At 59.4% G+C, this 24,085-nt stretch carries 22 protein-coding genes, 3 tRNA genes and 1 pseudogene; 25 read left to right on the forward strand and 1 reads right to left on the reverse strand.

Features of this window, described 5'->3' with window-relative positions; all coding sequences use genetic code 11:
* Nucleotides 1-106: 106 nt before the first annotated feature.
* Nucleotides 107-1,684, forward strand: a complete 1,578-nt coding sequence (locus N2601_RS04795) for an LTA synthase family protein (protein WP_245463942.1) — start codon at nucleotides 107-109, stop codon at nucleotides 1,682-1,684.
* Nucleotides 1,681-3,024, forward strand: a complete 1,344-nt coding sequence (locus N2601_RS04800; RefSeq protein ID WP_445944983.1) for a capsule biosynthesis protein — start codon at nucleotides 1,681-1,683, stop codon at nucleotides 3,022-3,024. The genes N2601_RS04795 and N2601_RS04800 overlap by 4 nt, the downstream gene beginning before the upstream one ends.
* A 278-nt stretch (nucleotides 3,025-3,302) precedes the next feature.
* Here the strand turns inward: N2601_RS04800 and N2601_RS04805 are convergent.
* Nucleotides 3,303-3,378 (reverse strand) — tRNA-Val (locus N2601_RS04805).
* A gap of 391 nt (nucleotides 3,379-3,769) precedes the next feature.
* Between N2601_RS04805 and N2601_RS04810 the strand changes: the two genes are divergently transcribed.
* The 23 genes and pseudogenes from N2601_RS04810 (at nucleotide 3,770) to N2601_RS04920 (ending at nucleotide 24,001) form a co-directional block, all read left to right on the forward strand.
* Nucleotides 3,770-3,846: transfer RNA gene (locus tag N2601_RS04810), tRNA-Asp, on the forward strand.
* A 50-nt stretch (nucleotides 3,847-3,896) separates the two neighbouring features.
* A tRNA-Asp gene (locus tag N2601_RS04815) sits at nucleotides 3,897-3,973 on the forward strand.
* Between the two features lie 260 nt (nucleotides 3,974-4,233).
* Nucleotides 4,234-4,599: an NADH-quinone oxidoreductase subunit A gene (locus N2601_RS04820; RefSeq protein ID WP_028754004.1), complete on the forward strand. Its 366-nt coding sequence runs from the start codon at nucleotides 4,234-4,236 to the stop codon at nucleotides 4,597-4,599.
* Nucleotides 4,590-5,171, forward strand: a complete 582-nt coding sequence (locus N2601_RS04825; RefSeq protein ID WP_104822680.1) for a NuoB/complex I 20 kDa subunit family protein — start codon at nucleotides 4,590-4,592, stop codon at nucleotides 5,169-5,171. The genes N2601_RS04820 and N2601_RS04825 overlap by 10 nt, the downstream gene beginning before the upstream one ends.
* An 18-nt stretch (nucleotides 5,172-5,189) precedes the next feature.
* Nucleotides 5,190-5,792, forward strand: coding sequence for an NADH-quinone oxidoreductase subunit C (locus N2601_RS04830; RefSeq protein ID WP_104822681.1), 603 nt, complete (start codon nucleotides 5,190-5,192; stop codon nucleotides 5,790-5,792).
* A gap of 87 nt (nucleotides 5,793-5,879) precedes the next feature.
* On the forward strand, nucleotides 5,880-6,215 hold the full coding sequence (locus tag N2601_RS04835; protein WP_104822682.1) for a four helix bundle protein: 336 nt from the start codon (nucleotides 5,880-5,882) through the stop codon (nucleotides 6,213-6,215).
* A gap of 60 nt (nucleotides 6,216-6,275) precedes the next feature.
* Nucleotides 6,276-7,466 (forward strand): NADH-quinone oxidoreductase subunit D, encoded by a 1,191-nt coding sequence (locus N2601_RS04840; RefSeq protein ID WP_104822683.1) that lies wholly within the window; start codon nucleotides 6,276-6,278, stop codon nucleotides 7,464-7,466.
* Nucleotides 7,466-7,783, forward strand: coding sequence for a hypothetical protein (locus N2601_RS04845; protein WP_104822684.1), 318 nt, complete (start codon nucleotides 7,466-7,468; stop codon nucleotides 7,781-7,783). Before N2601_RS04840 ends, N2601_RS04845 begins: the two co-directional genes overlap by 1 nt.
* Before the next feature lie 15 nt (nucleotides 7,784-7,798).
* Nucleotides 7,799-8,578, forward strand: a pseudogene (gene nuoE, locus N2601_RS04850) (NADH-quinone oxidoreductase subunit NuoE); the annotation flags it as partial.
* Nucleotides 8,579-8,633: 55 nt separating this feature from the next.
* Nucleotides 8,634-9,938: an NADH-quinone oxidoreductase subunit NuoF gene (gene nuoF / locus N2601_RS04855; protein WP_028754009.1), complete on the forward strand. Its 1,305-nt coding sequence runs from the start codon at nucleotides 8,634-8,636 to the stop codon at nucleotides 9,936-9,938.
* 5 nt (nucleotides 9,939-9,943) lie between these two features.
* Nucleotides 9,944-10,690 carry a 5' DNA nuclease gene (locus tag N2601_RS04860; RefSeq protein ID WP_445944984.1) on the forward strand — a complete coding sequence of 249 codons (747 nt, stop codon included), beginning with the start codon at nucleotides 9,944-9,946 and terminating at the stop codon, nucleotides 10,688-10,690.
* A gap of 249 nt (nucleotides 10,691-10,939) precedes the next feature.
* Entirely contained in the window at nucleotides 10,940-13,021 is a 2,082-nt protein-coding gene (gene nuoG / locus N2601_RS04865) for an NADH-quinone oxidoreductase subunit NuoG (protein WP_104822687.1), read from the forward strand.
* Nucleotides 13,022-13,033: 12 nt separating this feature from the next.
* On the forward strand, nucleotides 13,034-14,077 hold the full coding sequence (gene nuoH, locus N2601_RS04870) for an NADH-quinone oxidoreductase subunit NuoH (protein ID WP_104822688.1): 1,044 nt from the start codon (nucleotides 13,034-13,036) through the stop codon (nucleotides 14,075-14,077).
* A gap of 40 nt (nucleotides 14,078-14,117) precedes the next feature.
* Nucleotides 14,118-14,609, forward strand: a complete 492-nt coding sequence (nuoI, locus tag N2601_RS04875) for an NADH-quinone oxidoreductase subunit NuoI (protein WP_104822689.1) — start codon at nucleotides 14,118-14,120, stop codon at nucleotides 14,607-14,609.
* A 150-nt stretch (nucleotides 14,610-14,759) separates the two neighbouring features.
* Nucleotides 14,760-15,374: an NADH-quinone oxidoreductase subunit J gene (locus tag N2601_RS04880; RefSeq protein ID WP_104822690.1), complete on the forward strand. Its 615-nt coding sequence runs from the start codon at nucleotides 14,760-14,762 to the stop codon at nucleotides 15,372-15,374.
* Between the two features lie 31 nt (nucleotides 15,375-15,405).
* Nucleotides 15,406-15,714 carry an NADH-quinone oxidoreductase subunit NuoK gene (gene nuoK, locus N2601_RS04885; protein WP_004122490.1) on the forward strand — a complete coding sequence of 103 codons (309 nt, stop codon included), beginning with the start codon at nucleotides 15,406-15,408 and terminating at the stop codon, nucleotides 15,712-15,714.
* Nucleotides 15,715-15,721: 7 nt separating this feature from the next.
* Nucleotides 15,722-17,716, forward strand: coding sequence for an NADH-quinone oxidoreductase subunit L (gene nuoL / locus N2601_RS04890; RefSeq protein ID WP_104822691.1), 1,995 nt, complete (start codon nucleotides 15,722-15,724; stop codon nucleotides 17,714-17,716).
* Nucleotides 17,716-19,227: an NADH-quinone oxidoreductase subunit M gene (locus N2601_RS04895; RefSeq protein WP_260303814.1), complete on the forward strand. Its 1,512-nt coding sequence runs from the start codon at nucleotides 17,716-17,718 to the stop codon at nucleotides 19,225-19,227. Before nuoL ends, N2601_RS04895 begins: the two co-directional genes overlap by 1 nt.
* An 18-nt stretch (nucleotides 19,228-19,245) precedes the next feature.
* Nucleotides 19,246-20,688, forward strand: a complete 1,443-nt coding sequence (gene nuoN / locus N2601_RS04900; protein WP_104822693.1) for an NADH-quinone oxidoreductase subunit NuoN — start codon at nucleotides 19,246-19,248, stop codon at nucleotides 20,686-20,688.
* Entirely contained in the window at nucleotides 20,688-21,455 is a 768-nt protein-coding gene (locus N2601_RS04905; RefSeq protein ID WP_104822694.1) for a biotin--[acetyl-CoA-carboxylase] ligase, read from the forward strand. The genes nuoN and N2601_RS04905 overlap by 1 nt, the downstream gene beginning before the upstream one ends.
* Nucleotides 21,456-21,468: 13 nt before the next feature.
* On the forward strand, nucleotides 21,469-23,142 hold the full coding sequence (locus tag N2601_RS04910; protein WP_104822695.1) for a ribonuclease J: 1,674 nt from the start codon (nucleotides 21,469-21,471) through the stop codon (nucleotides 23,140-23,142).
* Nucleotides 23,143-23,177: 35 nt separating this feature from the next.
* Nucleotides 23,178-23,591, forward strand: coding sequence for a methylmalonyl-CoA epimerase (gene mce, locus N2601_RS04915; protein WP_104822696.1), 414 nt, complete (start codon nucleotides 23,178-23,180; stop codon nucleotides 23,589-23,591).
* Between the two features lie 131 nt (nucleotides 23,592-23,722).
* Nucleotides 23,723-24,001, forward strand: a complete 279-nt coding sequence (locus N2601_RS04920) for a DUF1467 family protein (protein ID WP_104822697.1) — start codon at nucleotides 23,723-23,725, stop codon at nucleotides 23,999-24,001.
* Nucleotides 24,002-24,085: the final 84 nt, after the last annotated feature.

Below are 24,085 nucleotides of genomic sequence, written 5' to 3' on the forward strand. Positions count from 1 at the left end.
CAGCGCGCCTGGTGAGACACATAGAACGATAGAATTTTGGAATTGGCGGCTTTTTCCGGTTTTTGGAGCGAGCTGCCGCAGACTATATATCTTGGACGGTTTAGTTTTGAAACTTCATGATTTTCCGGCGCTGTTGACGCTTGGTTGCTTCGCTTTTTCCTGCGTGGTCATTTTCCTGACCGACCCTTTTGCGATGCCTGCCGCAGTCAACAAACAAAATCATACAGAGAGAAGTTTGAAGCGGCTGGCGTTCGAATGGGCGGCAAGAATTCCCGTCATCGCTCTCATCTACGGCTTCTTCTTCGCAATCTCCTGGCGTCCGATTTATGGTGCGCAGGGTGCGATCAGTTTCTTCGTCATCTTCACCGGAATTTCGCGCGCAAAATTCGAGTTCATCCGCGAACCCCTGGTCTTTTCCGACATCGCCCTAGTGGTCGATGTTTTCAAATACAAAGAGATTTTCTACGCGACGTCTCTGAACATCGTCTTCTGGGTCATCGCGCTCTCCTATGTATTCGGCGTCAGCGCGCTTTATATGTATTTCGAGCCCTCGATCCTGCCCAGCCACAACGGTTTCCTTTGGGTTCTCGTGATGCTGGCGATCGCCTTCGGCCCCTGGCTCGCCTTATTCAGCCGGATCGTCAGCGGCCCCGTTTGTCGTTTCACACAGAATGTTCTCGGCAAGGTCGACGTCAAGAAGGATACGGTCCGATTCGGCACTTTTGAATCCGTCGTCTTTCATTTCGTCATCTGGGTGGGCGTCAGGCGCGAGGCTATCGTCACTCAGTTATCGGAACGCTTCATTTCCGCTCTTCATGAACTATGGGAGCATGGCGACGACGAACCGTTGATCGTCATATGGCAATCCGAATCCTTCATCGATCTCCGGCATTTCGGCGTGGAAAACGTCAAGCTGCCCAATCTTGACCGGCTACGGGAGCAGGCCGCCCAATGGGGCCGCATGACAAGCGTTTTCGAGGGCGGCTATACGCTGCGCACCGAGTTCGCAGTGCTGAGCGGCTTGTTGCCCGAAAACGTCCATATCGACGCGAGCTACCCCTATTTGCGCGCCAGCCACTATAAGGATGTTGTCTGGCCGCAACGGCTGCGGAAGGCCGGTTGGAAGACGCAATTCATCCACCCCTACGACAAAACTTTTTTCCTGCGTCACAAGGCCATGCCGCAGCTCGGTTTCGACCGGATGATGATGCTGGACGAATTCGACCACCGGCCCGACCGCGACGGCCCCTATGTCAGCGACCTGTCGCTGACGAAAAGCGTGATTCGGGCGATCGACGAGGATGGCGCCGGAAAAAATTTCGTCTTCGTCGCTTCCATGGCGAATCATGGCCCTTGGGAGCCCGGCCGCTGCGGCGACCTGACAAATCCGGTCGATATCTATAGCGAGCTGCTGATGCGCGCCGACCATGCGCTGGGCAATCTCGCGCATCACTTGGATCGGCTCGACCGTCCTGTGTGGCTGCTATTCTACGGTGATCACGCGCCGCTGCTGAAGGCCTTCGCCGATCCCTTCCCCGATCCGCGCACGGACTACATCGTCGTTCCGCTCGGCCGTGCGCGGTCGCACTCGCAAAAGCCGATGCCGCCGCAGGAAGAAGCGCCTTGGAACCTCATCGGCACGCTGCTGCGCTACGCCGGCCTCAGCACCGAGGTTCCGGAGTGATGGCTGACGGGCAGGGGGATGCAGCGGCTTCTCCGCGTGTCTTTCTTTTCCTGCAAGGGCCGTCCTCACCGCTTTTCGTTGAAATCGCCGGGGGGCTGGAAGCGGCAGGCCATCGCTGCATACGCATCAACCTCAACCCGGGCGATTGGATATTCTGGCGCCGCCGTGGCGCCTTCAATTATCGCGGCGGCTTTGCCGGTTGGCGCAGCTACGTTCGCCGCCGAATCGAGGCCGACAGGGTCACGGACCTGATTCTTCTCGGGGAAGAGCGCCCGTACCATCAAGTCGCCATCGAAGAGGCGAGGCGGCGAGCCGCTAGTATCAATGTCGTCGAGATGGGATATCTGCGGCCGGATTGGGTGACGCTCGAGCGTGACGGAATGTCATCCAATTCCCGTTTTCCCGTCGATCCGCTATACCTCGTCCAGGCCGCGGCGAGCCTTCCCGAGCCGGACTGGAGCCGTCGCTTCAGTCACAGTTTCCTGGCCGAAGCGGCCTATGATCTCCTCTACAATCTTCCCAACGCTTTTCTGTGGTTTCTCTATCCCGGCTATCGGCGCCATGCGCTCTATCATCCGCTGGTGGAATATGCGGGCTGGCTCCGCCGGCTGCCGTCGAGCGGCAGGCGTGCACGGGAAGCGGAGGCGACCATCGAGTGCTTGATCACCGCTGAGACGCGATTCTTCGTCTATCCCCTGCAGCTTCAGACGGATTATCAACTCCGCTCGCACTCGCCCTTCCATCGACAGCAGGATGCAATCAAGCAGATCATGCAGTCGTTTGCCGCGCACGCAGCGCCAAACATGCATTTGGTTATAAAGCTTCATCCGCTCGACAATGGGCTTGTCGACTGGAGGGGCTATATCCACGGCATAGGCGCAAGGCTCGCCCTGTCCTCCCGCATCCATTTTATCGACGGCGGCAATCTCGAAAAATTGATTTCGGCAAGCCAGGGCATGGTGACGGTCAATTCCACCGCCGCACTTTCCGCCCTGCAGGCTGAGAGACCGGTAAAAGCCCTTGGAGCGGCGATCTACGATATCGACCGTCTGACGGACCAAAAGCCATTGGACCTCTTCTGGGGCAATCCAGCAAAGCCGTTGCCCGGCCTTCGCAGCGCATTTCTGAAACTGCTTGCCGCATCGGTGCAGGTGCGCGGGAATTTTTACTCGCGGGCCGGCGCACGGGCGGCATCCGCTGAGATCGCTAAGCGGCTCCTATCGCGAAGCGTCAACCTCCCGGCCGCCTATATCGACCCGCCGCCACGGCAAAGGCCGACAAAGATCGATATTCCCGACCCGAAATTGACATACCCTCCGCCTATGGGAGATTCGCGTTAAACCTAACGCAGCGATTCGATGTTGGGACAAAGCGCGAATAAGCAGTTTGCGGGGAGCAAACGTCATGGATGGCGGCAAGATGGAACGTTTTATGCTGAAGGAGCTGCTCGCAATCATCGCAGCTCTTGTGGTTGTTTCAGCGGTACTTCTGACGATCGTGATTACGGGGAATTATTGAGCGGGTGCCGCTGGGGCGTTGGCACCGTTCTGGTGCGCAAAGAGCGCTGTCAAATAGCTTGAAAACCGTTATTTCAACCAATCGATTTATATTTGGAAAATGGTGGGCGATGAGAGACTCGAACTCCCGACATCCTCGGTGTAAACGAGGCGCTCTACCAACTGAGCTAATCGCCCTTGCAGCAAGCGGGTCACTGGCCCGCCGCGTTCGGTGGCCGTGATCTATGCGGAACGACAAAAAACCGCAAGAGTGTTTGTGAAGATTTTTTGATTTTTTTGATGGCGCGGCATCAGTGGACGATATCGCCACATGCGACTGCTGGGGAAGCCCGGCTTGGTTGGGGCGGGTTTATGAGCCGTTTTTGAAATGCGTGAGGCGCGAACCTGCCATGCCAAATCGACGGAGCCGAAACGTGCCGGCGGCGGTCGCGAAAACAATTCGTGCTCTGTCATGGATTTGTATTTAAACCTGCTTGACACCCAAACGCGAACCCCGTAGTTAGCCGCTCATCGAACGGCGAGGCCGCTTTGATGGATGCGAAAGCATCCGGAATGCTTGAAATGAAGTGCGGGTGTAGCTCAGTCGGTTAGAGTGCCGGCCTGTCACGCCGGAGGTCGCGGGTTCGAGCCCCGTCACTCGCGCCATTTTAAAGCATGATTGCCGGATTTCGCATGACCGAAAGGTCAAACGATGCGCGGGTGTAGCTCAGTCGGTTAGAGTGCCGGCCTGTCACGCCGGAGGTCGCGGGTTCGAGCCCCGTCACTCGCGCCATTTGTTTCAAGCCATTACAATCAATCATCAATTTGCTGCGACTGCGAAAAAGCCGTTTTGCCTTTGCGCGGATTTGTCGCGATATCGTTACAGCCTGTTGGTAAGTCCGGTTCGGTAGTGCTTGAAACGACATATTCAAAAGGCTTGCGCCCGCGCTCCGGCTGCGCTAACCACGGCTCTGTTGCAACGCTCTTTCGCTTGGCTTGGGCATTTGCCCAGAGGCGCCGCCCCGGCGCACATGGCAAGCAGGGATGGACATGATGACTGGACTGCTCAGTTCCTATATTCCGATAGCTATTTTCATTGGTATTGCCGTGGTGATCGGCCTGGCGTTGTTGATCACGCCGTTTGCCGTCGCCTTCAAGGCGCCTGATTCGGAAAAGCTGTCGGCCTATGAGTGCGGCTTCAACGCATTCGACGACGCCCGCATGAAGTTCGACATCCGCTTCTATCTTGTGTCGATTCTCTTCATCATCTTTGACCTGGAAGTCGCCTTCCTTTTCCCTTGGGCCGTATCCTTTGGTGCGATCGGCTGGTTCGGGTTCTGGTCGATGATGGTATTCCTGGCGGTGCTGACCATCGGCTTTATTTATGAATGGAAGAAGGGGGCGCTCGAATGGGAGTAGTCCAAAGCAACACGACGCTCGTTGCGCCGCAGCCGAAGGGGATCATCGATCCCGCAACCGGCAAGCCCGTTGGCAGCAATGATCCGTATTTTGGCGAGATCAACAATGAACTCGCCGACAAGGGCTTTCTGGTCACTTCGACAGACGAGCTGATCAACTGGGCCCGTACCGGCTCGCTGATGTGGATGACCTTCGGTCTCGCCTGCTGCGCCGTCGAAATGATGCAGGTTTCCATGCCGCGTTATGACGTCGAGCGCTTCGGTTTCGCACCGCGCGCCTCGCCGCGCCAGTCTGACGTCATGATCGTCGCCGGCACGCTGACCAACAAGATGGCACCCGCTCTGCGCAAGGTCTACGACCAGATGCCGGAACCGCGCTACGTCATCTCAATGGGCTCCTGCGCCAACGGCGGCGGCTACTATCATTATTCCTATTCCGTCGTGCGCGGTTGCGACCGCGTGGTGCCGATCGACATCTATGTGCCGGGCTGTCCTCCCACGGCGGAGGCGCTGCTGTACGGCGTGCTTCTGCTGCAGAAGAAAATCCGGCGCACCGGCACGATCGAACGGTAAGGCAGGGGACAAGGCAATATGAGTGAAGCCCTGAACGAACTCGCCACCTATCTCACGGAAGTTCGCGGCACGCTGATTTCGTCGTCCGAGATCAAGTATGGCGAGCTGAACGTGACGACGACGGCAGCAAACGTGGTCGCGCTGCTGACGTTCCTGCGTGATGATGCCAAATGCGGCTTCGTCAACCTGACGGATATTTGCGGCGTCGACTGGCCGCAGCGTCCCGATCGTTTCGACGTCGTCTACCACCTGCTGTCGCCGAAGAAGAACCTGCGCATCCGCATCAAGGTTCCGGTCGCCGAAGATCAGCCGGTGCCGTCGGCTTGCAGCGTCTATCCCGGCGCCGATTGGTTCGAGCGCGAGACCTGGGACATGTACGGCGTTCTTTTCACCGGCCACCCGGATTTGCGCCGCCTTCTGACCGACTATGGCTTCGAAGGCCATCCCCTGCGCAAGGATTTCCCGACCACCGGTTTCGTCGAAGTTCGTTATGACGACGCCGCCAAGCGCGTGGTCTACGAGCCGGTCGAACTGAAGCAGGAATTCCGTAACTTCGACTTCCTCTCGCCGTGGGAGGGCACAGACTACGTGCTCCCGGGTGACGAGAAGGCGAAGCAGTAAGAGGCAATAGGCAGTAGCCAATAGGCAATAGGAGAATGGCAAACGGCGATTAATTCCTACCAGGACCTTACTGTGTGGCAGCGCTCGATGGACCTTGCTGTTGAATGTTATGCTCTTACCAAGGAATTTCCGAAGGAAGAGATTTACGGCTTGGTTTCACAGATACGGCGCGCATCTGTATCTATCGCGGCAAACATCGCGGAAGGTTTTGGGCGAGAAGCTACAGGGGCTTACGTTCATCACCTAAAGATCGCACAAGGGTCGCTGAAGGAATTGGAAACGCATCTGATATTGTCAACGCGAGTAGAGATCGTCGCTTTTGAGCGAATTAAGGCGACGATGTCCTTGGGTGATGAAATCGGCAAGATGCTGCGATCGCTTATTCGCCGATTGCAGGACGAACGACACGGATATGAGAGTTAACGGTTACACTATTGCCTATTGCCTACTGGCTAATGCCTGCAATAAGCGGAGCGCATTGCAATGACTGAACACAACGTTCGCAACTTCAACATCAATTTCGGTCCGCAGCACCCGGCTGCGCACGGCGTTTTGCGTCTTGTCCTCGAATTGGACGGCGAAATTGTGGAACGCGTCGATCCGCATATCGGCCTGCTGCATCGCGGCACGGAAAAGCTGATCGAGACGAAGACCTACCTGCAGGCCGTTCCTTACTTCGATCGCCTCGATTACGTGGCGCCGATGAACCAGGAACACGCCTACGCGCTGGCCGTCGAAAAGCTGCTCGGCATCGAGATCCCGATCCGCGGTCAGTTGATCCGCGTGCTCTATTCCGAAATCGGTCGTATCCTGTCGCATCTGCTGAACGTGACGACGCAGGCCATGGACGTTGGCGCGTTGACGCCGCCGCTCTGGGGCTTCGAAGAGCGCGAAAAGCTGATGGTGTTTTATGAGCGTGCCTCCGGCTCGCGCATGCATGCCGCCTATTTCCGTCCGGGCGGCGTTCACCAGGATCTGCCGGAAAAGCTGGTTGAGGATATCGGCGATTGGTGCGATCCCTTCCTGAAGGCGCTCGACGATATTGACGAGCTTCTCACCGGCAACCGCATCTTCAAGCAGCGCAACGTCGACATCGGCGTCGTGTCGCTGGAAGACTGTTGGGCCTGGGGCTTCTCGGGCGTCATGGTCCGCGGCTCGGGCGCCGCATGGGACCTGCGCCGCGCGCAGCCCTACGAATGCTATTCCGATCTCGAATTCGACATTCCGATCGGCAAGAACGGCGATTGCTACGACCGTTACCTGATCCGCATGATCGAAATGCGCCAGTCGGTCCGCATCATGAAGCAGTGCGTCAACCGCCTGCTTGGCGATGCCAAGACTGGCCCGGTCTCCTCGCTGGACGGCAAGGTCGTGCCGCCGAAGCGCGGTGAAATGAAGCGCTCGATGGAAGCGCTGATCCACCACTTCAAGCTCTACACCGAAGGCTATCACGTGCCGGCCGGTGAAGTTTACGCCGCCGTTGAAGCGCCGAAGGGCGAGTTCGGCGTCTACCTCGTCTCCGACGGTTCGAACAAGCCGTATCGTTGCAAGATCCGGGCGCCGGGCTATGCGCATCTGCAGGCCATGGATTTCATGTGCCGCGGCCATCTGCTTGCCGACGTCGCGGCCGTGCTCGGTTCGCTCGACATCGTGTTCGGTGAGGTGGATCGCTGATGAAGCTTTGGCTGGTCATCGCTACTGCGCTTCTCGTTGCTTCCGGAGCTTCGGCTCAGCAGGCCGGCAAGGCGCAGGCGTTGCCCAGCATCTCCGTGCAAGGTTCGAATGCGAAAAGCTCGAATGTTGCAAAGAGCGGAAATACGGCTTCGCAGAGCGCGGTATCGACCATGGCCGATCTCGTGTCACGTGGCTATGAAATAAAGGCCGCCGTGCCGAACGGCGGCAAATTCGTTGTGTTTATGCAGAAAGACCAGTCGGCCTATGCCTGCGAATTTTCGTCCCTGACGGATACGCGGTGTGGGTCCTTAAACTGAGATAAGGCGTGAAAGATGTCCGTTCGTCGACTAGCCGAAGATCAATTCCAGCCTGCCGCATTCGCCTTTAACCAGGAGAACGCGGCTTGGGCTGAAAAGACGATCAAGAAATATCCCGAGGGCCGCCAGCAATCCGCGATCATCCCGCTGATGATGCGCGCGCAGGAGCAGGACGGCTGGGTCACCAAGGCGGCCATCGAAAAGATCGCCGATATGCTTGATATGGCCTATATCCGGGCACTCGAAGTCGCCACCTTCTACACGCAGTTCCAACTGCATCCGGTCGGCAGCCGCGCTCATATTCAGGTCTGCGGCACGACGCCCTGCATGTTGCGCGGCGCTGAAGGCCTGGTGAAGGTCTGCAAGAGCAAGATCGCCGCCCACGCGCTGGAGCGCAACGCGGAAGGCACGCTCTCCTGGGAAGAAGTCGAATGTCAGGGCGCCTGCGTCAACGCACCGATGGTCGTGATCGGCAAGGATACCTATGAGGATCTGACGCCGGAACGTCTCGAAGAGATCATCGATGCATTCGTCGCAGGCAAGGGCAGCGAAGTTCCGACCGGTCCGCAGATCGATCGCGTTTTCTCCGCACCGGAAGGTGGTTTGACGTCGCTTCTGGATTCGCCGGCGACGAAGACGAAGAAGAAGGCCGGTGCTAAAGTTGCCGCCGAAACGGTTGCTCTGCCGCCATCCGAGGCAGCCAAGCCCGTTAGCAGCGATGCCGAGACCAATCCGGCGCTGAAGAGCCCGGCCGATGGCAAGACGGCGCTGTCCGCCGAGCATCCGAAGGCTGCTCCGGCCAAAGAAGACAATACGGCTGTCGGCGACAAGGCTGAGTAAGAGGTAAGGTATGTTACAGGATCAGGATCGCATCTTTACCAATATCTACGGTCTCAAGGACAAGTCCCTGAAAGGCGCGATGAGCCGCGGCCACTGGGACGGCACCAAGCAGATCCTCGAAAAGGGTCGGGACTGGATCGTCAACGAGATGAAGGCATCCGGTCTGCGCGGCCGCGGCGGCGCTGGCTTCCCGACCGGCCTCAAGTGGTCCTTCATGCCGAAGGAAAGCGATGGCCGCCCGCATTATCTCGTCGTCAATGCCGATGAGTCCGAACCGGGCACCTGCAAAGACCGCGATATCATGCGCCACGATCCGCATACGCTGATCGAAGGCTGCGTCATCGCCGGTTTCGCCATGGGTGCGAACACGGCTTATATCTATGTCCGCGGCGAATACATGCGCGAACGCGAAGCCCTGCAGGCTGCGATCGACGAATGCTATGACGCCGGATTGTTGGGCAAAAACAATAAGCTCGGCTGGGATTTTGATGTTTTCGTTCATCACGGTGCCGGCGCCTATATCTGCGGCGAAGAAACCGCGCTGCTCGAAAGCCTGGAAGGCAAAAAGGGTCAGCCGCGGCTGAAGCCGCCGTTCCCGGCCAACATGGGTCTCTATGGATGCCCGACGACCGTCAACAACGTCGAATCGATCGCCGTTGCCCCGACGATCCTGCGTCGCGGCGCCGGTTGGTTCTCGTCTTTCGGCCGTCCGAACAATGTCGGCACGAAGCTGTTCATGCTTTCCGGTCACGTCAATCGTCCATGCACGGTCGAAGAAACGATGGGCATCACTTTCCGCGAGCTCGTCGAGAAGCATGGCGGCGGCATTCGTGGCGGCTGGGACAATTTGCTTGCTGTCATCCCCGGCGGCGCATCGTGCCCGGTCGTTCCGGCGGCCGACATTATCGATTGCCCGATGGATTTTGACGGTCTGCGCGAAGTCAAGTCGTCCTTCGGTACGGCGGCTGCGATCGTCATGGACAAGTCGACCGACATCATCAAGGCGATTGCTCGCATCTCGGCCTTCTTCAAGCATGAAAGCTGCGGCCAGTGTACGCCGTGCCGTGAAGGTACCGGCTGGATGTGGCGCGTGCTGGAGCGCATGGCCAGGGGCAATGCGCAGAAGCGCGAAATCGACATGCTGTTCCAGGTGACGAAGCAGATCGAAGGCCATACCATCTGTGCGCTCGGCGACGCCGCCGCATGGCCGGTACAGGGCCTGATCCGCAACTTCCGCCCGGAAATCGAAAAGCGCATTGACCAATACACGGCCAATGCAACGAGCCACGGAGCGGTGCTGGAAGCGGCCGAGTAAGGACGATGATGGCGAAGAGCACAGATACCACGCAGAACAGCAGGGCAGCCGATGCATCGGCCGATCTCGGCCGTATTGCAGCGGATATGCTGCGGAATTCGCCCATTTTGCCGATCCACCCTTTGATGGCGCATCCGGCGGCAGCCTTTGCCGCCGCGACCGCGATCGGGTTCGGCTTCTCGTCGCAGATGGCCGGCGCATTCTTCGGCGCGCTGCAGGGCGCGGTCGAGGCGACCAACAAGCTCTCTGTCGCGCTTGACGAGACGGACGATACCGCGGTCGAGGAGAAGCCGAGCGCAAAGACTGACGGGGCAGGGGAAGCGAAGGTCGTGAAGGCATCGCCCGTTGCCAAGCCGGTCGAAGCAAAGCCCGTTCAAGCAACACCGGTTGAGGTGAGGAAGGCCGAACCGAAGCCAGTCTCGGCGAAAGCGGCGCCGGTAAAGACGCCCTCCAAAGCCCGCGCCAAGGCTGCGGTTGTTGCTCCCGAGCCAGTTGCGGCAAAGCCTGCAGCGGCGCCAGCGCGCAACCGCAAGGCCGTCGTGAAGACCGACGACCTGAAGCGGATTTCGGGTATCGGTCCGAAGCTGGAGCAGGTTCTGAACGAACGCGGCGTTCTACGCTTTGCCGATATCGCCGCTTGGAACGAGGCGGATGTCGAGCGGATCGATGCGGAACTCGGTTTCGACGGCCGTATCCGGCGCGACGATTGGATTGGCCAGGCAAAAGCGCTCCAGCCAAGAGGTCGGGGTTGAGAGTTTTCTTCGGCGATGCCCCAAGCGGCCGAAGAGTGTGAATAGGGCGGTGGGCATGTTGCGGGCGGGGTCTCGCGATGTTTCAGCCGGGACGCTGATCTTGTGGGGGCAAGGTTCGGCAAAGGTGATTGTGAGCAAGACCGGTGCCATGCGGCTCAAAATGCCGCGCCGGTGGCGAGACGGTGTTGCGATCATGAAATTGTCTGCAGCCAGGTTCGGCGGCAGACGTGACATAGGACTGAGTGGACGATGGCAAAACTGAAGATTGACGGTAAAGAGATCGAAGTTCCGGATCACTACACGCTTATCCAGGCGTGCGAGGAAGCCGGCGCCGAAGTCCCGCGCTTCTGCTTCCATGAAAGACTGTCGGTAGCCGGCAATTGCCGCATGTGCCTCGTCGAGGTGAAGGGCGGTCCGCCGAAGCCGCAGGCCTCCTGCGCTATGGGTGTGCGCGATATCCGCGGCGGCCCGAACGGCGAGCTTCCGGAAGTCTTCACCAACACGCCGATGGTCAAGAAGGCCCGCGAAGGCGTGATGGAATTCCTGCTGATCAACCACCCGCTGGATTGCCCGATCTGCGACCAGGGCGGCGAATGCGACCTGCAGGACCAGGCCATGGCCTTCGGTATCGATAGTTCGCGCTATCAGGAAGACAAGCGTGCCGTTGAGGACAAGTACATCGGCCCGCTCGTCAAGACCGTGATGAACCGCTGCATCCACTGCACGCGCTGCGTCCGCTTCACCACGGAAGTCGCCGGCATTTCCGAACTTGGCCTGATCGGCCGCGGCGAAGATGCCGAAATCACCACCTATCTTGAGCAGGCAATGACCTCCGAGCTGCAGGGCAATGTCGTTGACCTTTGCCCCGTCGGCGCGCTGACCTCGAAGCCCTTCGCCTTCACGGCTCGTCCGTGGGAACTGAACAAGACCGAATCGATCGACGTCATGGACGCGCTCGGCTCGGCCATCCGCGTCGACACCCGTGGCCGCGAAGTCATGCGCGTGCTGCCGCGCGTCAACGAGCAGATCAACGAAGAGTGGATCTCCGACAAGACCCGCTTCATCTGGGACGGTCTGAAGACGCAGCGTCTCGACAAGCCCTATGTCCGCAAGGATGGCCGCCTGCAGGCTTCGACCTGGGGTGATGCCTTCGCCGCCATCAAGTCTGCGGTTGCCGCCACCAGCGGCGACAAGATCGGCGCGATCGCCGGCGATCTTGCTTCCGTCGAGGAAATGTACGCGCTCTCCGAACTGCTGAAGTCGCTGGGGTCGGAAAATCTCGACTGTCGCCAGGACGGGACGGCGCTTGATCCGTCGCTTGGCCGTGCAAGCTACATCTTCAACCCGACCATCGAGGGCATCGAAGCTGCCGATGCGCTGCTGATCATCGGCGCCACTCCGCGCTTCGAAGCGGCCGTGTTGAACTCGCGCATCCGCAAACGCTGGCGCAAGGGTAAGTTCCCGATCGGTGTGATCGGCGAACATGCCGACCTGCGTTACTCCTATGACTATCTCGGCGCTGGTCCGGATACGCTGGCTGATGTCGTCGGCGGTTCGCACAGCTTCGCCGACGTTCTGAAGAATGCGCAGAAGCCGATGATCATCATCGGTCAGGGCGCGCTCATCCGCGAAGACGGCGCCGAAGTGCTGGCGAATGCCGCCAAGCTCGCTGCCGCTGTCGGCGTCGTGAAGGACGGCTGGAATGGCTTTGCCGTGCTGCATACCGCAGCTTCCCGCGTCGGCGGCCTCGACCTCGGCTTCGTGCCGGGTGCAAAGGGCGTCAACGCTGCGGCGATGCTGTCGTCGATGGACGTCCTCTTCCTGCTGGGCGCTGACGAGCTCGACTTCACCCGCAAGGGTGCGAAGTTCACTGTCTACATCGGCTCGCACGGCGACAATGGCGCGCACAATGCGGACGTCATTCTGCCGGCCGCTACCTACACCGAAAAGTCGGGCACCTGGGTCAACACAGAAGGCCGCGTTCAGATGGGCAATCGTGCCGGTTTCGCACCGGGCGACGCTCGCGAGGACTGGGCCATCATCCGCGCCCTTTCCGACGTGCTCGGCAAGAAGCTTCCCTTTGATTCGCTGAGAGAATTGCGCGCCAAGCTCTATGCTGCGTTCCCGCATTTCGCCGGCATCGACGAGATCGCTGAAGGCGATAGCGCCCAAATTGTCGCACTTGCGAAAAAAGCCGGCGCGATGGGCAAATCCGCATTTGCTTCGCCGATCAAAGACTTCTATTTGACGAACCCGATAGCGCGCGCCTCGGCCGTCATGGCCGAGTGCTCGGCATTGGCCCGCAACAATTTCCAGGCTGCGGCAGAGTAAGGGCAGAGGACTATGGATTCATTCGTTTCGACCTATCTTTGGCCGGCGCTGATTATCATCGGTCAGTCCCTGCTGCTCCTGGTCTGCCTGCTGATCTTCATCGCCTATATCCTTCTTGCCGACCGCAAGATCTGGGCGGCGGTTCAGTTGCGCCGCGGCCCGAACGTCGTCGGTCCCTTTGGCCTGTTCCAGTCCTTCGCCGACCTTTTGAAGTTCATGGTCAAGGAGCCGATCATCCCGGCCGGCGCCAACAAGACCGTCTTCCTGCTGGCGCCGCTCGTCTCCGTGGTCCTGGCGCTCTCCACCTGGGCCGTCGTGCCGCTGGCGCATGGCTGGGTCATCGCCGACATCAATGTCGGCATCCTCTACATTCTGGCGATTTCGTCGCTGGAAGTGTACGGCATCATCATGGGCGGCTGGGCTTCGAACTCGAAGTATCCGTTCCTCGGCGCGCTGCGTTCCGCCGCGCAGATGGTGTCCTACGAAGTCTCGATCGGCTTCGTCATCGTTACCGTGCTGCTCTGCGTTGGTTCGTTGAACCTGACCGATATCGTCATGTCGCAGCAGACCGGCCTCGGTACCAAGCTCGGCCTGCCGGCGTCGTTCCTCGACTGGCATTGGCTGTCGTTGTTCCCGATGTTCATCGTGTTCTTCATTTCGGCGCTCGCTGAAACGAACCGTCCGCCATTCGATCTTCCGGAAGCGGAATCGGAGCTGGTTGCCGGCTTCATGGTCGAATATGGCTCTTCGCCGTACATGATGTTCATGCTCGGCGAATATGCCGCCGTCGTTTTGATGTGCTCGCTGACCACGATCCTCTTCCTCGGTGGCTGGCTGCCGCCGGTCGATATCTGGATCTTGAACTGGGTCCCCGGCGTCATCTGGTTCCTGCTGAAGTCGTGCCTCGTCTTCTTCATGTTCGCGATGGTCAAGGCGTTCGTGCCGCGCTACCGCTACGACCAGCTCATGCGCCTTGGCTGGAAGGTGTTCCTGCCGCTGTCGCTCGCTATGGTCATTATCGTTGCATTCGTGCTGAAGCTGACGGGATGGGCATGATGATGTCGATCCTCGCTTCAAGCAGATTTGGAGGTTGAAGATGGCCGGACTTTCCAACGCCGTCAGCTCACTGTTCCTCAAGGAATTCGTCGGCGCATTCTTTTTGTCGATGCGTTATTTCTTCAAGCAGAAGGCGACGATCAATTATCCCTTCGAAAAGGGGCCGGTCAGCCCGCGCTTCCGCGGCGAACATGCGCTGCGCCGTTATCCCAACGGCGAAGAGCGCTGCATCGCCTGCAAGCTCTGCGAAGCCATCTGTCCTGCTCAGGCCATCACCATCGAAGCCGGGCCGCGCCGCAATGACGGCACCCGCCGCACGGTGCGCTACGACATCGATATGGTGAAGTGCATCTATTGCGGCTTCTGCCAGGAGGCTTGCCCGGTCGACGCCATCGTCGAAGGGCCGAACTTCGAATTTGCCACGGAAACCCGCGAAGAGCTTTATTTCGACAAGGCGCGGCTTCTCGAAAATGGCGACCGCTGGGAACGCGAAATCGCGCGCAACATCGCGATGGACTCGCCGTACCGCTAAGCGGAATTTTGAATATGCCGTGACGGGCGGCTGAGATTGTCGCCGTCGCGGTGGAATAGAGACCGGGGCTTTGCCGGACGCATGTCCAGCCAAGTCCCATCGGGCAGGGACACTCCCGGCTGCCCGGGGGAAGACGAAAAAGGCACCAACATGGGTCTGCAGGCTCTTTTTTTCTATATCTTCGCCTTTGTCGCGGTGGCGTCGGCGTTCATGGTTATCTCGGCGCGGAATCCGGTCCATTCGGTCCTGTTCCTCATCCTGGTATTCTTTAATGCCGCCGGCCTCTTCCTGCTGATGGGGGCGGAATTCCTGGCGATGATCCTGCTGGTCGTCTATGTCGGCGCCGTCGCAGTCCTCTTCCTCTTCGTCGTCATGATGCTCGACATCGACTTCTCCGAGCTCAGGGCAGGCATTTTGGAATATGCACCGATCGGCGCGCTGATCGGCATCATTCTCGCCGCCGAGCTGATCGTCGTCATCGGCGGCAGCGTGATTTCACCTGTTGTCGCTAAGTCGGTCGCTATGCCGATCCCGGCGGTGACGACCCGCACGAACACCGCAGCACTCGGCGACGTGCTTTATACCAACTACGTTTATTTCTTCGAGATCGCCGGTCTTGTGCTTCTGGTCGCGATGATCGGCGCGATCGTGCTGACGCTGCGGCATCGCACCCACGTCAGACGCCAGAGCATTCCGCAACAGGTCGCCCGCACGCCTGCGACCGCCGTCGAGGTGGTCAAGGTCAAGCCGGGGCAGGGCGTCTAAGGCGCGGCACGAGGGTCAAAGGAACAAGAATATGGTCATCGGACTTTCCCACTACCTGACGGTCAGCGCCATCCTTTTCGTGCTCGGCGTTTTCGGCATTTTCCTGAACCGCAAGAACGTCATCATCATCCTGATGTCGATCGAGCTCATCCTGCTTGCGGTCAACATCAACATGGTCGCCTTCTCGTCGTTCCTCAACGATATCGTCGGCCAGGTCTTCGCTCTGTTCATTCTGACCGTCGCTGCTGCCGAAGCGGCCATCGGTCTTGCAATTCTCGTCGTCTTCTACCGTAACCGCGGTTCCATCGCGGTCGAAGACGTCAACGTGATGAAGGGCTGATACAGCTATGTTTTTATATAAGGCTATCGTCTTTCTTCCCCTGATCGGCGCGATCATTGCCGGCCTGTTCGGCCGCGGGATCGGTGCCAAGGCTTCGGAATACGTTACCAGCGGCTTGATGATCGTCGCCGCGGTTCTGTCATGGATCGTCTTCTTCACGGTCGCGCTTGGTCACGCCGAGGGCCCGATCAAGGTGGAAGTGCTGCGCTGGATCCAGTCCGGCGGCATCGATGTCTCCTGGATGCTGCGCATCGATACGCTGACCTCGGTGATGCTGATCGTCGTGAACACGGTTTCGACCCTCGTTCACATCTATTCGATCGGATACATGCATCACGATCCGCATCGTCCGCGCTTCTTCGCCTATCTCTCGCTCTTCACCTTCGCCATGCTGATGCTGGTGACCTCCGACAACCTCGCCCAGATGTTCTTCGGCTGGGAAGGCGTCGGTCTGGCCTCCTATCTGCTCATCGGTTTCTGGTTCAAGAAGCCGTCCGCATCTGCGGCCGCGATCAAGGCCTTCATCGTCAACCGCGTCGGCGACTTCGGTTTCGTGCTCGGTATCGCCGGCGTCTTCGTTCTCTTCGGCTCGATCAATTTCGACGTCATCTTTGGCAACGCCCAGAGCTTTGCCGCGGGGCAGGGCGGTCAGCCGGGCGATATCGTGCTCAATCTCTTCGGCATGCATCTTGATCGTGCGCATGCACTGACCGGCGTCTGCCTGCTGCTCTTCATGGGCGCCATGGGTAAGTCGGCGCAGTTCCTGCTGCACACCTGGCTGCCGGACGCCATGGAAGGCCCGACCCCGGTGTCGGCGCTCATCCATGCCGCGACCATGGTCACCGCCGGCGTCTTCCTCGTCGCTCGCATGTCGCCGATCTTCGAACTGTCGCCGGACGCCCTGACCTTCGTCACCATCATCGGTGCGATTACGGCCTTCTTTGCGGCAACCGTCGGTCTCGTGCAGAACGATATCAAGCGCGTCATCGCCTATTCGACCTGTTCGCAGCTCGGCTACATGTTCGTCGCTCTCGGCGTCGGCGCCTATGGCGCAGCCATCTTCCACCTGTTCACGCACGCCTTCTTCAAAGCGCTGCTCTTCCTCGGTGCCGGTTCGGTGATTCACGCCGTCGACGGCGAGCAGGACATGCGCCACATGGGCGGTCTGCGTAAGCATATTCCGAACACTTTCTGGATGATGATCACCGGCACGGTGGCGATTACCGGCGTCGGCATCCCCTTCACGCATTTCGGCTTCGCGGGCTTCATTTCGAAGGACGCGATCATCGAAGCTGCCTTTGCCTCGCAAGGCCCGGCCGCAGGCTTTGCCTTTACGCTGCTGGTTATTGCCGCCCTGTTCACGAGCTTTTATTCCTGGCGTCTGATCTTCATGACCTTCTACGGCAAGCCACGCGCTTCGCATGAGGTCATGCATCACGTGCATGAATCGCCGAACGTCATGCTGATCCCGCTCTATCTGCTGGGGCTCGGGGCTGCCGCCGCGGGCATGGTCTTCAGAAACGATTTCGTTGGCGAGGCCTATGGCGAGTTCTGGAAGACTGCGCTGTTCACACTGCCGACCAACCACATCTTCGAAGAGATGGAACATGTTCCGGCTTGGGTGAGCGTCAGCCCGTTCATCGCTATGCTGCTCGGCTTCGTTCTGGCCTGGTACATGTACATCAGGTCGCCGCAGACGCCGCGCATCCTCGCGCAGCAGCATCGCGTGCTCTACGAATTCCTGCTGAACAAGTGGTACTTCGATGAGCTCTATGACTTCCTCTTCGTTCGCACTGCCAAGGCGCTTGGTCGCTTCCTGTGGCAGAAGGGCGATATCGGGGTCATCGACACGTTCGGCCCGAACGGTGTCGCCGCCCGCGTCGTCGATGTCACCAACCGCGTTGTTCGCCTGCAGACCGGTTACCTCTATCACTATGCCTTCGCGATGCTGCTCGGTATTGCGGCCCTCGTTACCTGGATGATGCTCGGGAGTTCCCTCTGATGACCGATTGGCCTATTCTTTCAACGGTCACCTTCCTGCCGCTGGTGGGCGTCCTTCTCCTGTTGTTCATGCGGGATGACGGACCCAACGGCCGCCGCAACATCCTCAACGTATCGCTGCTGACCACGGTCTTCACGTTCGTCGTGTCGCTGTTCGTCTGGATTGGCTTCGACAATGCCAATCCGGGCTTCCAGATGATCGAGAAGCATGACTGGCTGAGCTCCGGCATCAGCTATCACATGGGCGTCGACGGCATCTCCATGCTGTTCGTCATCCTGACCACCTTCCTGATGCCCTTCTGCGTGCTGGCGAGCTGGCTCTCGATCGAGAAGCGCCTAAAGGACTACATGATCGCCTTCCTCGTCCTCGAGACGATGATGGTCGGCGTTTTCACGTCGCTGGATATCGTGCTGTTCTACGTCTTCTTCGAAGCCGGTCTCATCCCGATGTTCCTGATCATCGGCGTCTGGGGCGGCAAGGATCGCGTCTATGCCAGCTACAAATTCTTCCTCTATACGCTGCTCGGCTCGGTGCTGATGCTGCTTGCCATCATGGCGATGTACTGGCAGGCCGGCACGACGGATATCCCGGCGTTGCTCGCCTACAAGTTCCCGCCGCAGATGCAGACGTGGCTATGGCTGGCTTTCTTCGCCTCCTTCGCGGTGAAGATGCCGATGTGGCCGGTTCACACCTGGTTGCCCGACGCGCACGTTCAGGCGCCGACGGCAGGCTCGGTTATTCTGGCCGGCATTCTTCTGAAGCTCGGCGGTTATGGTCTCATCCGCTTCTCGATCGGCATGTTCCCGAACGCGTCGGAATATTTCGCGCCGCTCGTCTACGCTCTGTCCGTCATCGCCATCATCTACACTTCGCTGGTGGCGATGATGCAGGAAGACATCAAGAAGCTGATCGCCTATTCCTCGGTCGCGCACATGGGCTATGTCACCATGGGCATCTTTGCTGCCAACCAGCAGGGTGTTCAGGGCGCGATTTTCCAGATGCTGTCGCACGGTATCGTCTCCGGCGCACTCTTCCTTTGCGTCGGCGTGGTCTACGACCGCACCCATACCCGCGAGATTGCGGCCTATGGCGGTCTCGTCAACAACATGCCGAAATATGCCGTTGCGATGATGGTCTTCACCATGGCCAATGTCGGTCTGCCCGGCACCTCCGGCTTCATCGGTGAATTCCTGACCCTGATCGGCGTCTTCCGCGCCAACACCTGGGTTGCACTGTTCGCCGCGACCGGCGTTATTCTTTCAGCCGCTTACGCGCTCTGGCTCTACCGCCGCGTTATCTTCGGCGCGCTGGAAAAGGAAAACCTCAAGAAGCTGCTGGATCTGTCGCCGCGCGAACAGCTCATCCTTTATCCGCTGATCGCGATGACGATCTTCTTCGGTGTCTATCCGGCTCCGATCTTCGATGCGACGGCCGCTTCGGTGGATCTGCTTGTGAACAACTACACCGCAGCCCTGCACGCCGCGCAGAATGTTGCGCTGTCGATGAATTGATGACGGGACTTATTCGACATGACTGCTGACACAATTCTTGCAAGCCTGCATCTTTCCATCCCGGAGCTTATCCTCGCGGTCGGTGCGCTTGTGCTGCTCATGATCGGCGTCTTCGCGGGCGAACGGTCGGGACCGACGGTCACCGGCCTTGCCATTGCAGTTCTCGCAGTGGCCGGTCTCTGGATCATCTTCGTGCCGGGCGAAGGCCTGGCTTACGGCGGCGCTTATCTCGCCGATGGCTTTTCGCGCTTCATGAAGATCGTCGCCCTCGTGGGCTCGATCGTCGCCATGTTCATGAGCATGGGACATGCGCGCGAGCAGCAGCTCGATCGTTTCGAATTCCCCGTGCTGCTGCTGCTGGCGACCCTCGGCATCCTGCTGATGATCTCGGCGCATGACCTGATCTCGCTCTATCTATCGCTGGAGCTCCAGTCCCTGGCGCTCTACGTCGTTGCCGCCATCAACCGCGATAGCGTCAAGTCGACGGAAGCCGGTCTGAAGTATTTCGTGCTCGGCGCACTGTCGTCGGGCATGCTGCTCTACGGCATGTCGCTTGTCTATGGCTTCACCGGCCACACCACCTTCGATGCGATCGCCACGGCGCTCAGCTCCGAGACCCGTTCGCTCGGCCTCGTCTTTGGTCTGGTCTTCGTTCTCGCGGGCCTTGCCTTCAAGATCTCTGCCGTGCCGTTCCACATGTGGACGCCGGACGTTTATGAAGGTGCGCCGACCCCGGTCACCGCCTTCTTTGCCGGCGCCCCGAAAGTTGCGGCCATGGCGATCTTGACCCGTATCGTCGTCACCGCTTTTCATCCGGTGCTTGCCGACTGGCAGCAGATCATCGTCTTCATCTCGATCGCTTCGATGCTGCTCGGCTCCTTCGCCGCAATCGGTCAGCGCAACTTCAAGCGACTGATGGCTTATTCCTCCATCGGTCACATGGGCTATGCGCTTGTTGGTCTTGCCGCCGGCAGCAAGACCGGCGTCTCCGGTGTCATGCTTTACATGGTCATCTACATGGCCATGACGCTCGGCTCCTTCGCCATCATCATGGCGATGCGTCGCGACGACGGCCGTCAGGTTGAGAATGTCGACGATCTCGCCGGCCTTTCCACGACCAATCCCTTCATGGCTGTCGTATTGACGGCGCTGATGTTCTCGCTGGCTGGTATCCCGCCGCTCGCAGGCTTCTTCGGGAAGTACTTCGTCTTCGTCGCTGCCATCCAGGCCCATCTCTATGCGCTCGCCATCATCGGCGTTCTCGCATCGGTCGTCGGCGCCTACTATTATCTCCGCGTCATCAAGGTGATGTGGTTCGATGAAGCCAAGGACGAGTTCACCCGTACGGCCGGTTCGCTGCGTCTGGTCTTCGGCCTTTCCGGTCTCTTCGTCGTCACCTATGTCTTCTTCGGCGGTGCTATCGGCGGTGCGGCCGATCTCGCTGCCGCGACGTTGTTTTGATGGCGTCTGACATGAACAGCCGGAAGTCGCTCGCCGACTTCCGGCATGTTGCCCTTTCAGAGACTGCATCCACCAATAGCGAATGCCTGGAGCGGGCGCGGGCAGGTGATGCCGGCAATCTCTGGGTAACAGCGGGCCGCCAGACGGGTGGCCGTGGACGCCGCGGACGCGCCTGGGTGTCCGAACCCGGCAATCTTTATGCTTCCCTCCTTCTGATCGATCCGGCTCCGATGGACCGCCTTGGCTCCCTGCCGCTGGCTGTCGCCGTTGGCGTGCACCAAGCGGTGCGGAGCGTGCTGCCTCTGGCCGCGGAACCGGTCGAGGTCAAATGGCCGAACGATATCCTGATCGGCCGCAAGAAAACTTGCGGCATTCTGATCGAGGGAGAAGCTCTTCCCGATGGACGCTATGCGCTGGTGATCGGCATCGGCATCAACATTGCCGTCAAGCCGGAAAACCCGCTCTATCCGGTCACCTGCCTGCATGAGCATGGCTCGACCGTATCGCCGGAAGAACTGTTTGCGCATCTCTATGCGTCCATGGCCGAAGCCTTGGCGGTCTGGAATAGCGGCAAAGGTGTTCGCGAGGTTACAGCACGCTGGCGCGAGGTTGCCTGCGGCATCGGGGAAAAGATCGCCGTGAATCTGCCGGACCGTTCGATTTCCGGCCATTTTGCCGGAATCGATGATAATGGCTTGTTGATGCTCGATACTGGCGGCGGCAAGATTTTGCCGATTGCTGCGGGCGATGTTTTTTTCAGATCGTAGGTAAAAGATAGATATGGCAAACCAAGACGAACTGGTGTTTTTGCCACTCGGCGGCGTCGGCGAGATTGGCATGAATCTCGCGCTTTACGGCTATGGCGCGCCGGAGCATCGCCAGTGGATCATGGTCGATTGCGGCGTCACCTTTCCGGGGCCGGACCTGCCCGGCGTCGATCTCGTGCTCCCCGATATCCGTTTCCTCGCCAAGGAACGCAAGAATCTCAAAGGCATCATCATCACGCATGCGCATGAGGATCACTATGGCGCATTGAATGATCTCTGGCCGGGCCTGAACGTTCCCGTCTATGCGTCGGCCTTCACAGCCGGCCTGCTGGAAGCCAAGCGCGACTATGAGAAGGCGATGGGCGAAATCCCGATCACGCCGTTCAAGGCCGGCGATCGTATCAATGTCGGCCCCTTCAGCATCGAAGGCGTCGGCGTCAATCACTCCATTCCCGAGCCTATGTCGCTGGTGATCCGCACGCCGGTTGGCAATGTCATTCACACCGGCGACTGGAAGATCGATCACGAGCCATCGCTTGGACCGCTGACCGATGAGGCGCGTTTCCGCCAACTCGGTGATGAAGGCGTGCTGGCATTGATGTGCGATTCCACCAATGCGTTGCGAGACGGCGTATCTCCCTCGGAAAAGGATGTTTCCGAAAGCCTGCGCAAGATCATCGAGGATGCCGAGGGCCGGGTTGCGATCACCACCTTCTCCTCGAATGTCGGCCGCATCCGCACCATTGCCGAGGCCGCCGAGGCCGCAGGCCGCGAGATTTTGCTGCTTGGCAGTTCGCTGAAGCGCGTTGTCGATGTTGCCCGTGACATCGGCATCATGGAGGGCATCAAGCCGTTCATCGCCGAAGATGAATATGGCTATATCCCGCGCGACAAGGTGGTCGTCATCCTGACCGGCAGCCAAGGCGAGCCGCGCGCTGCTCTTGCCAAACTTTCGCGCGACGAAATGCGCAACGTCGCGCTCGCCGCCGGCGATATCGTCGTTTTCTCCTCGCGCGCCATTCCCGGCAATGAGAAGGCCATCCAGGATATCAAGAACGGGCTCACCGAGCAGGGCGTGCATGTGGTGACGGATGCTGAAGCGCTGGTCCACGTCTCCGGCCACCCGCGCCGCAACGAGCTGCAGAGGATGTATGAATGGACGCGGCCGAAGATCGTCGTGCCGGTGCATGGCGAGGCGACGCATCTGACCGCACATAAGGAATTGGCCGAACAATCCGGCATTTCCATCGTGCCACGGGTTCGCAACGGCGACATATTGCGGCTGGCTCCAGGCCCGGTCGAGGTGATCGGCGAGGCGCCGCATGGCCGCATCTTCAAGGATGGCACGCTGATCGGCGATTTTGACGAGATGGGCATAGGCGAGCGCAAGAAGCTCGCCTATGTCGGCCATGTCGCCGTGAATGTCCTGCTCGATGCCCGTTATGAGATCGTCGGCGATCCCGATCTCGTCGCGATCGGCTTGCCGGCCTATGACGACGAAGGCGAGGATATGGAAGACACGCTCTTCGATGCCATCGTCAGCGCCATCGAAAGCATCCCGCGCGCCCGCCGCAAGGATATCGACATGCTGCAGGAAGCTGTGCGTCGCGCCGTACGCGCCGCTGCCAACCATGGCTGGGGCAAGAAGCCGGTCGTGACGGTGTTCGTCACGCGCGTGCCCGGTTAATAGCGTTTCTATCTGGTCGGGGGGGAGGGGCAGCCATGCTCGGACGCATCAATCACATCGCGATTGCCGTTCCTGATATCGCCGCCGCTTCCGCCACCTATCGCGATACGCTCGGCGCCAAGGTCTCGGCGCCGCAGCCCTTGCCGGAACACGGTGTCACCGTCGTTTTCATAGATCTGCCGAACGGCAAGGTCGAGCTATTGGAACCGCTCGGCGACGCCTCGCCGATATCGGCCTTCCTGGCGAAGAACCCCGATGGGGGCATGCACCATATCTGCTACGAGGTGGATGATCTTCTGGCCGCACGTGATCGGCTTCTCGACGCCGGCGCCCGTGTGCTCGGCAATGGCGAGCCGAAGATCGGCGCCCACGGCAAGCCGGTGCTCTTCCTGCACCCCAAGGATTTTTTTGGGACTCTCATCGAGCTTGAGCAGAGCGCGACCCCTTAGATCGGCGTTCGACACAGCAGTGTGACATTAGAGCGCTGAACTGCGCTTTGAAACAAGGAAGCTTTGGCTCTATAAGCTGGTTGGGACGAGGAGAGTGCGGGCCGGTTTGAAGCCTGTCTTGAGGAAGCATAATGGTCCAGCAGATTTTTTCGACATGCGCTGTCTATTTCGTTGTCTGGTGGATCACGCTCTTCGCCATCCTGCCGTTTGGGTTGCGCACCCAAGCCGAAGACAATCATGTGGTCCTCGGCACCGTCGAAAGTGCGCCGACGAAATTCCGTGGTTTAAGAGTGGTGCTGATCACGACGCTGGTATCCGGCCTGATCTACGGCGCCTGGTACATCAGCTCCCACTATCTGGGCATCGGCTTCAACTCGATCCCACCGATCATTCCACGCTACGACGGCTGACGTTTATCCTTGAAATTCTTTGCAATTTGCGGCTGAAATCCTTCGCCACCGAATAGTCAGCAATCCGTCATACCCTTGTCATCA

This window comes from Rhizobium sp. CB3060 (assembly GCF_025200735.1).
In the GTDB taxonomy this organism is placed as follows: Bacteria; Pseudomonadota; Alphaproteobacteria; order Rhizobiales; family Rhizobiaceae; genus Rhizobium.